Here is a 13372-nt window from a genome sequence, read left to right as displayed (position 1 = left end):
ATTTTGTGCTGTCTATCATCGAAATGCAGCTAACCCGGCTGCTGTGCGGAGGACGATATGACAGTGACAAGAAAGACTGCGGCACGCCGACTGTTCGCGCTTCACCAGTTCTGCCTGCCGGCTCTCGCCGCGCTCGCGGTCGCCACGAGCGGCCTCGCACCGGCCGCGTCGCAGGCGGCCACGCTGCCCGACAAGACACTGGTCTTCTGCTCCGAAGGCAGCCCGGCCGGCTTCGATACCGCGCAATACACGACCAGCGTCGAGTTCAGCGCCGGCTCGTACACGGTCTATAACCGGCTCGTCGAATTTAAGCATGGCAGCACGGACATCGAGCCGGGTCTCGCCGAAAAGTGGGACGTATCGCCCGACGGCCTGACCTACACATTCCATCTGCGCCCCGGCGTCAAATTCCAGACCACCTCATACTTCAAGCCGACCCGCGAATTCAACGCGGACGACGTCGTGTTCACCTTCGAGCGCATGCTCGATCCCGAGAACCCGTTCCGCAAGGCCTATCCGGTCAATTTCCCGTACTTCAACGACCTCGGTCTCGCGAAGAACATCGCGAAGATCGAGAAGCTCGATCCGTACACGGTGCGCATCACGCTGAAAGAAGTCGACGCGCCGTTCCTGCAGCAGATCGCGATGCCGTTCGCATCGATCCTGTCGGCTGAATACACGGATCAGCTGTTGAAAGCGGGCAAGGCGTCAGACATCAACCAGTACCCGGTCGGCACCGGTCCGTTCATCTTCCGCAGCTATACGAAGGACGACACGATCCGCTTCGACGGCAATCCCGACTACTGGAAGCCGGGCGTCGCCAGGGTCGGCAAGCTGATCTTCGCGATCACGGTCGATCCGGCCGTGCGCCTGCAAAAGTTGAAGCGCGGCGAATGTCAGGTGATGGCGTATCCGCGCCCGGCCGACATCCCCGCCGTGAAGGCGGATGCGTCGCTCGCGATGCCGAGCGAAGTGGGCTTCAACCTCGGCTATATCGCGTACAACACGACCAAAAAGCCGCTCGACAACGTGCTCGTGCGCCGCGCGCTCGACATGTCGGTCAACAAGAAGGCGATCATCGAGGCGGTCTACCAGGGCGCGGGCCAGGCCGCGACCAATCCGATGCCGCCGACACAATGGGGCTACGACAAGAACCTGAAGGACGCGCCCTACGACGTCGACAAAGCGAAAGCGCTGCTGAAGCAGGCGGGGTACCCCGACGGCTTCGAGCTGACGCTGTGGGCGATGCCGGTACAGCGGCCGTACAACCCGAACGCGCGCCTGATGGCCGAAATGCTGCAGGCCGACTGGGCGAAGGTCGGCGTCAAGGTGAATATCGCCACCTACGAGTGGGGCGAGTACATCCGCCGCGGGCACGCCGGCGAGCATGAGGCGATGCTGATCGGCTGGACCGGCGACTACGGCGATCCCGACAACTGGCTCGGCGTGTTGCTCGGCTGCGACGCGGTCAACGGCAGCAACTTCGCGAAGTGGTGCTACAAGCCCTACGACGATCTGATCAAGCAGGGCCGCAGCACCACCAACATGGCCGATCGCACCAAGGCCTATACGCAGGCTCAGGAGATCTTCAAGGACCAGGTGCCGTTCACGCCGATCGCCCATTCGACCGTCTATCAGCCGATCAGCAAGAACGTGACGGGCTTCAAGATCGATCCGTTCGGCCCGACGCAATTCCTCGAGGTCGGACTGAAATAAGCGCAAGCGGCGCGCTTTTTTGCGCCGCTTGCGCCGCCGGGCGGCTCGAACGGGCTTTCCCGGCTCGTGGCGAAACCGATGTAAAACGTTTGCGCGAAGTGTTTCCTATAGTCAACAGAGGGATTTTCCTCCGCTTGGTGGCCGGCCCAAGCTCAAGTAATATCCCGCTACGCTGGCGCAAGCCGGCCCCGAACTTGGAGGAAACATGAAGCAAAACAATCTGTTGCGCGTTGCGCGTGTGTCTACGCTCGTCGCTGCCGCAGCGGCATCCCTGCTTGGCGCCACGAGCGCGCAGGCGGCCGGGATTCCGAACAAAACCCTCGTTTACTGCTCGGAAGGCAGTCCCGCGGGTTTCGATCCGGCCCAATACACGACGGGCGTCGACTTCACGGCCAACACGTTCACCGTCTATAACCGCCTCGTCGAATTCGAGCGCGGCGGCACCAAGGTCGAGCCGGGTCTCGCGGAAAAGTGGGACGTTTCGCCGGATGGCAAGACCTACACGTTCCATCTGCGTCATGGCGTGAAATTCCAGACCACCGCGTTCTTCAAGCCGACGCGTGAATTCAACGCGGACGACGTGGTCTTCTCGTTCCAGCGCATGCTCGACCCGAACCAGCCGTTCCGCAAGGCGTATCCGGTGCAGTTTCCGTACTTCACCGACATGGGCCTCGACAAGCTGATCACGAGCGTCGAGAAGGTCGACCCATATACGGTCAAGTTCACGCTGAAGGAAGTCAACGCGCCGTTCATCCAGAATCTGGCGATGGAATACGCGTCGATCCTGTCGGCTGAATATGCGGATCAGTTGCTGAAGGCGGGCAAGGCCGCCGACATCAACCAGTTCCCGGTCGGCACGGGGCCGTTCATCTTCCGCAGCTACACGAAGGATGCAACGATCCGCTTCGACGGCAATCCGGAGTATTGGAAGCCGGACGCGGTGAAGATCTCGAAGCTGATCTTCTCGATCACGCCGGACGCCGGCGTGCGCGTGCAGAAGATCAAGCGCGACGAATGCCAGGTGATGAGCTATCCGCGCCCGGCCGACATCGCGCCGCTGAAGGCCCAGCCGAACATCGACATGCCGTCGCAGCCGGGCTTCAACCTCGGCTACCTCGCGTACAACGTGACGCACAAGCCGGTCGACAAGCTCGAAGTGCGTCAGGCGCTCGACATGGCGATCAACAAGAAGGCGATCATCGACTCGGTCTACCAGGGCGCGGGCCAGCTGGCCACGAACCCGATGCCGCCGACGCAATGGTCGTTCGTCAAGGGCCTGCCGGCCGCCTCGTACGATCCGGCCAAGGCGAAGGACCTGCTCGCGAAGGCCGGCTTCCCGAACGGCTTCGACATCACGCTGTGGGCGATGCCGGTGCAGCGCGCGTACAACCCGAACGCGCGTCTGATGGCGGAAATGATCCAGGCGGACTGGGCGAAGATCGGCGTGAAGGCGAAGATCGTCACGTACGAGTGGGGTGAGTACATCAAGCGCGCGCACGCGGGCGAACACGACTCGATGCTGATCGGCTGGACCGGCGACAACGGCGATCCGGACAACTGGCTCGGCACGCTGCTCGGCTGCGAGGCGATCAACGGCAACAACTTCTCGAAGTGGTGCTACAAGCCGTTCGACGATCTGATCCAGAAGGGCCGCACGACTTCGGACGTGGCAGCGCGCACGAAGATCTACGGCGACGCGCAGCATATTTTCGCGCAGCAATTGCCGTTCTCGCCGATCGCCCACTCGACCGTCTATCAGCCGGTCAGCAAGAAGGTGGTCGACATGCGCATCGAACCGCTCGGCTACGCGCGCTTCGACGGCGTCAGCGTCAAGTAATTCATAAAGTTCGCGCAGTACGCCGCAATACAGTACGCTTTTCGCACGGTTAGAAAGCTGGTCGAAATGGTCCGGCGACCGGGGTCACGAGCCCTCGTCGCCGGTTGCGTTTTTTCATCACCAGTACCATAGGAGCGAACCATGTTCCGCTTCGTTTTGCGCCGCATCGGCATGGTGATACCGACGTTCATCGGCATCACCATCCTCGCGTTCGCGCTGATTCACCTGATCCCCGGCGACCCCATCGAAGTGATGATGGGCGAGCGCGGCGTCGATCCGGCCATGCATGCGGCCGCGATGCACCGCCTCGGGCTCGACGAGCCCCTGCCAATCCAGTACTTCCACTACATCGTCCGCGCACTGCACGGCAATCTCGGCACTTCGATCATCACCAACACGAGCGTGATGGGCGAATTCCTCGCACGCTTTCCCGCCACGGTCGAACTGTCGATGTGCGCGATGCTGTTCGCGCTGATCGTCGGCCTGCCGGCGGGCGTGTTCGCGGCTTTGAGGCGCGGCACGGTGATCGATCACGGCGTGATGGGCACCGCGCTGACCGGCTACTCGATGCCGATCTTCTGGTGGGGCTTGATCCTCATCATGGTGTTCTCGGTCAAGCTCGGCTTGACGCCGGTGTCGGGCCGCATCGCGGTCGAATACGACATTCCGCACGTGACCGGCTTCATGCTGATCGACTCGCTGATGTCCACCGACGAAGGCGCGTTCAAGTCGGCGCTCAGTCATCTGATCCTGCCCGCGATCGTGCTCGGCACGATTCCGCTCGCGGTCGTCGCGCGCATGACGCGCTCGTCGATGCTCGAAGTTCTGCGCGAGGACTACATCCGCACCGCGCGCGCGAAGGGCCTGTCGCCGGCACGCGTGATCGTCGTGCATGCGCTGCGCAATGCGCTGATTCCGGTCGTCACGGTGATCGGCCTGCAGGTCGGCACGCTGCTTGCGGGCGCGGTGCTGACCGAAACGCTGTTTTCGTGGCCCGGCATCGGCAAGTGGCTGATCGACGCGATCGGCCGGCGCGACTATCCGGTCGTGCAGGGCGGTATCCTGCTGATCGCAACGCTGGTGATCGTCGTGAACCTCATCGTTGATCTTTTGTACGGCGTGCTCAACCCGCGCATTCGCCATACGAGGTAAACACGCTATGGCTGACATTCAAAACACCGTCCCCCAGGCGGTCACCCCACCGAGCGGCCGCGCCATCGCGGCGCGCGAATTCTGGGCGAACTTCTCGCGCAACCGCGGCGCAGTCGGCGCGGGCGTCATCGTGCTGGTGCTGGTCTTCATCGCGATCTTCGCGCCGCTGATCGCGCCGCACAGCCCGATCGAGCAGTACCGCGATTCGGTCAAGATCCCGCCCGCGTGGCTCGACGGCGGCAACTGGAAGTTCATTCTCGGCACCGACGAAGCGGGCCGTGACATCCTCTCGCGTCTCATGTACGGCGCGCGGCTGTCGTTCTGGATCGGCTTCGTGTCGGTGGTGCTCGCGCTGATTCCGGGCATCGTGCTCGGCCTAGTCGCCGCGTTCTTCGAGAAATGGGCCGACACGCCGATCATGCGCATCATGGACGTGCTGCTCGCGCTGCCGTCGCTGCTGCTCGCGGTCGCGGTCGTCGCGATCATCGGTCCGGGTCTCATCAATACGATGCTCGCGATCGCGATCGTCGCGCTGCCGGGCTATGTGCGTCTGACGCGCGCGTCCGCGCAGGGCGAGTTGCAAAAGGAGTATGTGACCGCTTCACGCGTCGCGGGTGCGGGCACGTTGCGGCTGATGTTCTCGCAGGTACTGCCGAACTGCACCGCGCCGCTGATCGTGCAGGCAACGCTTGGCTTTTCGTCGGCGATTCTCGATGCCGCCGCGCTCGGCTTCCTCGGCCTCGGCGTGCAACCGCCGTCGGCGGAGTGGGGCGCGATGCTCGCGTCGGCGCGCGATTACATCGACAGCGCATGGTGGATCGTCACGATGCCGGGCCTGTCCATCCTGATCTCGGTGCTTGCGATCAACCTGCTCGGCGACGGGCTGCGCGACGCGCTCGACCCCAAACTGAAACGGCTGGCCTGAACATGAGCAATCTACTGACCATCCGCAATCTCGCGGTCAGCTTCGGCGGCCTGCCCGCGGTCGACCGCATCAATCTCGACGTCGCGCCCGGCGAAGTGGTCGGCGTGGTCGGCGAATCGGGCTCGGGCAAGAGCGTAACGATGATGGCGCTGATGGGCCTGATCGACGCGCCCGGCAAGGTCTCCGCCGACGAAATCACGTTCGACGGCAAGAACCTGCTGAATGCCTCCGCGAAAGAACGCCGCCAGATCATCGGCAAGGACATCGCGATGGTGTTCCAGGACGCGCTGACGAGCCTGAATCCGAGCTACACGGTCGGCTATCAGATCAAGGAAGTGCTGAAGCTGCACGAAGGCCTGCGCGGCGCGGCGCTGGAAAAACGCGCGCTTGAACTGCTCGATCAGGTCGGCATCCCGGATGCGAAAAACCGCATTGGCTCGTTTCCGCACCAGATGTCGGGCGGCATGAACCAGCGCGTGATGATCGCGATGGCAATTGCCTGCAACCCGAAGCTGCTCATCGCCGACGAGCCGACCACCGCGCTCGACGTGACGATCCAGGCGCAGATCATGGAACTGCTGATGCGCCTGCAAAAGGAACGCGGCATGGCGCTCGTGCTGATTTCGCACGATCTGGCCGTGGTCTCCGAAGTCGCGCAGCGTGTCGCCGTGATGTACGCGGGCGAGGTGATCGAAACGAACAAGGTGCCGGACATCTTCGCCGCGCCGCATCATCCGTACACGGAAGCGCTGCTGGCCGCGATTCCCGAGCACAACGTGGGCGCAGTGCGGCTCGCGGCGCTGCCGGGCATGGTGCCGGGTCGCGACGACCGGCCCAAGGGGTGTCTGTTCGCGCCGCGCTGCAAGTACGTGGTCGACGACTGCGTGAAGGGCCGCCCCGCGCTCGCGCCGCTGCCCGCTCACGCCGAATTCACGCGCGTGCGCTGCATCAGGCCGCTGAACCTCGAGAAGGACGCCAACGTTCGCACGCAAGGAGGCGACCGATGAGCGCAGTACCCGAAACTCGTCGCCAGTCGGATCGTACTGGCGATCACGTGCTCGTCGCCGATCAGCTCGCACGCTACTACACGGTCAAGCGCGGCATGTTCGCGCACGGCACGGTGAAGGCGCTGAACGGCGTGTCGTTCGCGCTCGAACGCGGCAAGACGCTGGCGGTAGTCGGCGAGTCCGGCTGCGGCAAGTCGACGCTCGCGCGTCAGCTGACGATGATCGAAACGCCGAGCGCGGGCCGTCTGCTGATCGACGGCGAGGACGTGGCCGGTGCGAGTCACGAGAAGATCGCGGCGCTCAGGCGGCGCGTGCAGATGGTGTTCCAGAACCCGTTTGCGTCGCTCAATCCGCGCAAGACCGTCGAGCAGACGCTCGGCGAGCCGCTCGCGATCAACACGCAGATGAGCGCGACCGAGCGCGCCGAACGCATCGCGCAGATGATGCGCACGGTCGGCCTGCGGCCCGAGCACGCGAAGCGCTATCCGCACATGTTCTCCGGCGGCCAGCGTCAGCGCGTCGCGATTGCGCGCGCGATGATTCTCGATCCGCAGATCGTCGTCGCCGACGAACCGGTGTCCGCGCTCGACGTGTCGATCCAGGCGCAGATCCTGAACCTGTTCATGGACCTGCAGGATCAGTTCAAGACGAGCTACGTGTTCATCTCGCACAATCTGGCGGTGGTCGAGCATATCGCCGACGACGTGATGGTCATGTACTTTGGCGGCGTCGCGGAGTTGGGCGACAAGCAGCGCATCTTCTCGAAGCCGCGCCATCCGTACACGCGTGCGCTGATGTCGGCGACCCCGTCGATCTTCGAGGCAGACCGCACCATCAAGATCAAGCTGCAAGGTGAAATGCCGTCGCCGCTGAATCCGCCGTCGGGCTGCACGTTCCATCAGCGCTGCCCGTACGCGATCGACCGCTGCCGCAGCGAGGAGCCGAAGCTGCGTGAAGTGGACGGCCGCCTCGTCTCGTGTCACCGCGCCGAAGAGGTGGGGGACGTGGATGCCTGATGCGGTGGCGGCGCGTCGTCTTGCGCGCCGTTTGTGTGAAGGCGGCGGCAGCGCCACCTTCACGCGGCGCTGCTGGGCGCGTGCGCTGGAAGGCGCCGCGCTCTGCGGCGCGTTTTCTGGAAGCTTCGCCCGCGTGTTGATCCATGCGCTCGCGCGCGCCGTTTTCCCCGTCTTTCTTGCCGCGTCTTTTTCCGCTTTTTTTCGCCTGGCCTGCGCGCTGTCGGTTGGCGTGGCCGTAACCGGCATCGCGCACGCGGCCGGCGCGGCGGCCAACGCGCCAGGCCAGCAGGTCCGCCCGGTGGTCACGGTGCCCGGCACGCCACCGCGGTCCGTTACGCCGCCTCCGGTGCCCGGCACCACCGCGAGCGGTCCGGTGCGCCAGCAACCGGCGCGTATGCCTTTCTATGTCGCGACGCGCGGCAATATCACCATCTACGTGCTCGGCACGCTGCATGTCGGCGACCCCGCCGACTATCCGGCGGCACAGCCGTTCCGCGCGCCGATCCTCGCGGCGCTCGCCGCGTCGCCGACGCTCGCGCTCGAACTGTCGCCCGATGAACTGCTGGTGTCGCAGGACGACGTGTCGAAGTACGGCGTGTGCAAGCACGACTGCCTGCCGGGTCTGCTGCCCGAGCCGCTTTGGCACAAGCTCGCGTTGCGGCTGCGCGGCAATCCGGCCGCGCTCGATGCGATCAAGAAGATGCGGCCGTGGCTCGCGTCGCTGGTGGTCGAGACCTACGACTCGCTGTCGGCGGGTCTGCAAACCGAGTACGGCACCGAAGCGCAATTGCAGAACGTGTATCTGAAGACGCGCGGCAAGATCGTCGGACTCGAAACGCTCGCGCAGCAGATGCGCGCGTTCACCGGACTGTCGGTCGCGCAGCAGCGCGAGATGCTCGCGCAAGATCTGGTGCAGACGCCCGCGCAGAATGTCGAGGACGTGCGCGCGCTGCATCGGCTGTGGCAGGTTGGCGATGCCGATGCGATCGCCGCGTGGCAGGCCGCGAAATCGGAGAAGCTCGCGCGCGATCAGCGTGTCTCCAATTCGATCGATAACCGGATCGTCTACGAGCGTAATCGCCGATTCGTCTCACGGATCTTGCAACTGGCCGCGCCGAACAAGCCGCTGTTCGTCGCGATCGGCGCATTGCACCTCGGTGGACCGAAGGGCGTGCTGCAGCTGTTGCGGCAGCACGGCTTCGTGGTTGAGGCGGGGTGAGGGTTAAGCGCTAAAACCCCAACGCTACAAAAACATCAGAAAATTCAACAGAAAGATATTGATCACAAGCAGCGGCAGCGCAGTCGGAATCTGCGCCTTGATCACCGCATTCTTGTCCGGTAATTCGAGCAGCGCGGCCGGCACCATGTTGAAATTCGCGGCCATCGGCGTCATCAGCGTGCCGCAGTAGCCCGAGAACATGCCGATCGCCGCCATCACGGCCGGGTTGCCGTGGAACACGCCGACGAGGATCGGCACGCCGACGCCGCCCGTCATCACCGGAAACGCGGCGAAGCCGTTGCCCATCACCATCGTGAACAGCGCCATGCCGATGCAGTAGACGGCCACCGCGACGAAGCGGTAATCGAGACTGATATACGACGTGGTCACGTGCGCGACCGCCTTGCCGACGCCCGCGTCCGAGAACACGAGGCCGAGCATGCCGAGCATCTGCGGCAGCACCGCGGCCCACGACAACGCATCGACGAGGCGGCGCGCCTCCTTCATCGATTGGCCGACCGTGTCGCGCGTGATCACGCAGGTGATCGCGAGCGCGATCACGCAGCCAAGACCGAAGCCGTTCAGCGTGACGTTGGCCTTCTCGATCAGCGGCACGCCGCCGAACACGAGATGGCTCGCTGCGAGCGTGATGACCACGGTGACGACCGGAATCGTCAGCGCGGGTATGAAGAGCTTGTTGCGCAGACGCGCGGCGCTCGCCTGACGCGCTTCGAGTGACAGCGTCTTCGGTTTGCCCGCGGTGACGCCGCCAAAGCCCGCGATCAGCGCCATCGCGATCACCGCGACGCCGACCACGGCCGGCGGCAGACGGTCGCCGATCAGGAAAACCAGCGCGTACAGAATCCAGAAGCCGCCCGCGGTGAAGCGGCGCGGGTGCCCGCGATCCGTGATGATCATGCCGCCGACAACCAGCAGCACGACGCCGACCAGCCAGAACAGGTAAGTGATCGAGAAGGTCATGCTTCGTCTCCGGTAGCGCGCGTGGCCGAAGAGGGCGTCGATGCGGCCGCGCTCGAACTGCCGCCCGGCGCGGTGCCGCGCAGTTCGCGTTCGAGCCGGCGGTCGAGCAGCCAGAGCCGGAAGCCGTGCACGATGAACGCGCTGATCGCGGTCGGAATGCCCCACACCGCCACGTGAATCGGCTCGACGACGATGCCCGCTTCCTTCAGGAAAGTCGTCATCAGCACGATCGCGCCGAACGCGACGAAGATGTCCTCGCCGAAAAAGAGGCCGACGTTGTCGGTCGCGGCGGAGAACGCGCGCAGCCGGAAGCGCACCGCGTCGCTGATCTTGCCGAAGCGGTTCTCGGTCGCGCCCTCGGCCATCGGCGCGATCAGCGGACGCACCATCTGCGGATGGCCGCCGAGCCCGGTCAGGCCGACCGCGGCGGTCAACTCGCGCACGGCCAGATAGACGATCAACAGTCGCCCGGCGGTGGCCGCCTTGATGCCGCTGATCCACGCCTGCGCGCGCTCGCGCAGGCCGTGTCGTTCGAGCAGGCCGATCACGGCGAGCGGCAGCAGGATGATCAGCGGGATGTTGCGCGTCTTGATGAAGCCGGTGCCGATCAGCGCGAGGATTTTTTCCGGCGGGAACTGTGCGGTGAAACCGGTGACGATCGCGGCGACGGCCACGATCAGCATCGGATTGAAGCGCAACAGAAAGCCGACGATGATGACGGCCACACCGATGAGCGGCCATAGACTGACAGTTGTCTGCATCAGGATCTCCAAGAGGTTATTCAACTTCACCGCGGGTAGCGGCTGATCTGAACTGGCGCAAGCGGCTTCATGCGCCGGCGTGCTGCCGCGGCTTCTGCGGCCGCGTCGAACTCTCTTTACCTGCCCCTCGGATGCGCGGGTGTCGGCACCGTGGGTTTGCAGCGGGCATGGCGATCAATGCCCCGGCTGGCACGCCCCGCGTGGGAGCGGGGCGCTGGATCGGTCACGCGCGCTGGATTGGCTAGACGCGCGCGATGTGGACTGCGGTGATGCGAATGCTCAAACGCGTGCGGAGCCTGCGGCGTGCACTCCGATGCCGGCGTCGTTGAGCGCGCCGCGGATGCGTCGCGCGAACGCGAGCGCATGCGGGCCGTCGCCGTGCAGGCAGATGGTCTGCGCGTTCAGCGCCACCCATTGACCGTCGACGGCCTGCACGCGTTGCTCGCGGATCATCGTGAGCGTGCGCGCGAGCACTTCGTCCTCGTCGTCGAGCAGCGCGCCCGGTTCCTTGCGCGGCACGAGCGAGCCGTCCGCGCGATAGCCGCGATCGGCGAACACTTCCTCGATCGCGGTCAGACCCGCGTTGCGCGCGGCGCTCACGAGCCCGCTGCCGGCGAGCGCGAACACCGCCACCGACGGATCGAAGTCGTGCACCGCCGAGACGATCGCGTCGGCGATTGTCGCGTCGCGCGCGGCCTGGTTGTAGAGCGCGCCGTGCGGCTTCACGTGCGCGATGCGCCCGCCCTCGGCCTGCGCGATCGCCGACAGCGCACCGATTTGATAGAGCACGCCCGCGTAAATCTCGCCCGCCGGCAGATCCATTTCCTTGCGGCCGAAGTTCTCGGGATCGTTGAAGCTAGGATGCGCGCCGATCGACACGCCTTTCTGCACGGCCCAGCGCACGCAGTCACGCATCGCGGTGGGGCCGCCCGCATGCCAGCCGCACGCGATGTTGGCCGAGCTCACGAGATCGAGCAACGCCTCGTCGGAGCCGCAACCTTCGCCGAGATCGGCGTTCAGATCGATTTCCATGGGGATTCCTTGACTTGGTTTTACAGGGTCGCGAGCGCCGCCTTGCGCGCGCAACGCTCTTCATGCATCGCGATCGCGGCATCGATCTGCCGCAGATACGTGCGTTCTTCCAGCAAAGCCTGGCGCGCTTCGTAGGGCGTCGTCGGGATGAAACGGACAGCCGCGTTCAGGCGCACCTGTGCGAGCTTCCACAGATCGGCCTGAATCACTGCGCCGATCTTCGGATAGCCGCCGGTGGTCTGCGCGTCGCTCATCAGCACGATCGGCTGGCCGTTCGGCGGCACCTGGATCGTGCCCGGCAGCACCGCGTGCGACAGCAGATCGGTCTTGTGCGTGCGTTGCAGCTCGGTGCCGGCAAGGCGATAGCCCATGCGGTTGCTGTTCGGCGTCACGAGCCACTCGTCGGACCAGAACGACTGCTGCGCGTCCGCGGTGAAGCTGTCGTATTCGGGACCGCGCAGCACGCGGATCGGTATGGCCCACGCCACGCCCGACGGATGCCGACCGCGTCTCAGCGGCTCGTGGACCAGCACGAACTTGCACCAGGCGGGCGCCTTCACGCCGAACCCGGGCGCCTCGGGCGTGAAGCCGAGGTGGCCGCGCTGCGGCGGCGCGCCGACCGGCAGACGGTCGCCGTCATTCAGCGCGCGGCCGCCGAGTCCGCCGAAATGACCGGCGAGGTCGGTACTGCGCGAGCCGAGCATCGGCAGCACGTCGATGCCTCCTGCGACGCACACATAGCCGCGCATGCCGCGCTTCGCCGCGTGGAGCACGAGTTCCTGGCCGGCCTGCACGGGCAGGCTCCACCATGAATAGACGGGCTTGCCGTCGAGCGTCGCGCCGAACTCGGTGCCGGTGATCGCGACGCGCGTCGCGCGCAGAAAGCGCAGCACGGTCGGGCCGAAAGTGATTTCCAGGCCGGCCGCGTCGGGGCGGTTGCCGACCAGCCGGTTGCCGACTTCGAGCGACAGCCGGTCGAGCGCGCCACCCATCGCGACGCCGAGATGCCGGTAGCCGTGGCGGCCGAGGTCCTGGATCGTGGTCAGGAGACCCGCGCGGATCACGTCGATCATGCGTGCATCCCCGCGATCGTGAAGCGCACCCGGTCACCGGGCTGCAGCAGCGTGGGTGGGCGGCGCGCCGGATCGAACAGCGGCACCTCGGTGCGGCCGATCAGCTGCCAGCCGCCCGGCGACACCGCCGGATAGATGCCGGTCTGCTCGCCGCCGATGCCGACCGAGCCCGCCGGCACATCGAGCCGCGGCGACGCGCGGCGCGGCGTGTGCAGCGCGGCGTCCAGCCCGCCCATATAGGCGAAGCCCGGCTGGAAGCCGAGAAAGAACACCACGTAGGCGCCGCCCGCATGACGCTCGACGACCTCGCGCGCGCTCAAGCCCGCATGTTCGGCGACCGCTTGCAGATCGGGGCCGAATTCGCCGCCGTACTGCACTGGAATCTTGATGTCGCGCCCCGGCGCGGCGACTTTGGCCGCCACGTTCCAGGCCGTGAGTAACTGCTCGCCGAGCGCGTCGACGTCGGTCCCGAGCGGATCGAACACGAGTGTCAGATTGTTCATGCCCGGCACGACTTCAAGCACATGCGGCCAGTCGCGCGCAGCTTCGGCCGCGGCCCACACGCGCTGCTGGCACTCCAGCGTGGCGGGTGGCGGCGCTTCGCAGACGAGCGCGGCATCGCCGAGCGGAAAGATTCGTGGTTGGCTCATGAC

General features: G+C 65.4%; 12 protein-coding genes. 7 read left to right on the top strand and 5 right to left on the bottom strand.

What is annotated here, in order from left to right:
* Positions 1–57: 57 nt before the first annotated feature.
* The 7 genes from L0U81_RS15080 to L0U81_RS15050 all read left to right on the top strand — a co-directional run bounded on the left by L0U81_RS15080 (position 58) and on the right by L0U81_RS15050 (position 8872).
* The gene (locus L0U81_RS15080) at positions 58–1716 is read left to right on the top strand and encodes an ABC transporter substrate-binding protein (protein WP_233803861.1); all 1659 of its coding nucleotides are present in this window, start codon (positions 58–60) and stop codon (positions 1714–1716) included.
* 205 nt (positions 1717–1921) lie between these two features.
* Positions 1922–3553, top strand: a complete 1632-nt coding sequence (locus L0U81_RS15075; RefSeq protein ID WP_233803859.1) for an ABC transporter substrate-binding protein — start codon at positions 1922–1924, stop codon at positions 3551–3553.
* A gap of 141 nt (positions 3554–3694) precedes the next feature.
* Positions 3695–4705, top strand: coding sequence for an ABC transporter permease subunit (locus L0U81_RS15070; RefSeq protein WP_233803857.1), 1011 nt, complete (start codon positions 3695–3697; stop codon positions 4703–4705).
* 7 nt (positions 4706–4712) lie between these two features.
* Positions 4713–5630 (top strand): ABC transporter permease subunit, encoded by a 918-nt coding sequence (locus L0U81_RS15065; protein WP_233803855.1) that lies wholly within the window; start codon positions 4713–4715, stop codon positions 5628–5630.
* A 2-nt stretch (positions 5631–5632) separates the two neighbouring features.
* Positions 5633–6637 carry an ABC transporter ATP-binding protein gene (locus L0U81_RS15060; RefSeq protein ID WP_233803853.1) on the top strand — a complete coding sequence of 335 codons (1005 nt, stop codon included), beginning with the start codon at positions 5633–5635 and terminating at the stop codon, positions 6635–6637.
* Entirely contained in the window at positions 6634–7653 is a 1020-nt protein-coding gene (locus L0U81_RS15055; protein ID WP_233803851.1) for a peptide ABC transporter ATP-binding protein, read from the top strand. Before L0U81_RS15060 ends, L0U81_RS15055 begins: the two co-directional genes overlap by 4 nt.
* The gene (locus L0U81_RS15050; protein ID WP_233803849.1) at positions 7646–8872 is read left to right on the top strand and encodes a TraB/GumN family protein; all 1227 of its coding nucleotides are present in this window, start codon (positions 7646–7648) and stop codon (positions 8870–8872) included. Before L0U81_RS15055 ends, L0U81_RS15050 begins: the two co-directional genes overlap by 8 nt.
* Before the next feature lie 24 nt (positions 8873–8896).
* Here L0U81_RS15050 and L0U81_RS15045 read toward each other — a convergent pair whose 3' ends face one another.
* The 5 genes from L0U81_RS15045 to pxpB form a co-directional block, all read right to left on the bottom strand.
* Positions 8897–9853: a DUF979 domain-containing protein gene (locus tag L0U81_RS15045; protein WP_233803847.1), complete on the bottom strand. Its 957-nt coding sequence runs from the start codon at positions 9851–9853 to the stop codon at positions 8897–8899.
* Positions 9850–10614: a DUF969 domain-containing protein gene (locus tag L0U81_RS15040; protein ID WP_233803845.1), complete on the bottom strand. Its 765-nt coding sequence runs from the start codon at positions 10612–10614 to the stop codon at positions 9850–9852. Before L0U81_RS15040 ends, L0U81_RS15045 begins: the two co-directional genes overlap by 4 nt.
* 279 nt (positions 10615–10893) lie before the next feature.
* Positions 10894–11646, bottom strand: a complete 753-nt coding sequence (pxpA, locus tag L0U81_RS15035; RefSeq protein WP_233803843.1) for a 5-oxoprolinase subunit PxpA — start codon at positions 11644–11646, stop codon at positions 10894–10896.
* A gap of 20 nt (positions 11647–11666) precedes the next feature.
* Positions 11667–12719: a biotin-dependent carboxyltransferase family protein gene (locus L0U81_RS15030; protein WP_233803841.1), complete on the bottom strand. Its 1053-nt coding sequence runs from the start codon at positions 12717–12719 to the stop codon at positions 11667–11669.
* Positions 12716–13369 carry a 5-oxoprolinase subunit PxpB gene (pxpB, locus tag L0U81_RS15025; protein ID WP_233803839.1) on the bottom strand — a complete coding sequence of 218 codons (654 nt, stop codon included), beginning with the start codon at positions 13367–13369 and terminating at the stop codon, positions 12716–12718. The genes L0U81_RS15030 and pxpB overlap by 4 nt, the downstream gene beginning before the upstream one ends.
* Positions 13370–13372: the final 3 nt, after the last annotated feature.

This window comes from Paraburkholderia sp. HP33-1 (assembly GCF_021390595.1).
In the GTDB taxonomy this organism is placed as follows: domain Bacteria; phylum Pseudomonadota; class Gammaproteobacteria; order Burkholderiales; family Burkholderiaceae; genus Paraburkholderia.
This window is presented reverse-complemented; position numbering and strand designations above follow the sequence as displayed.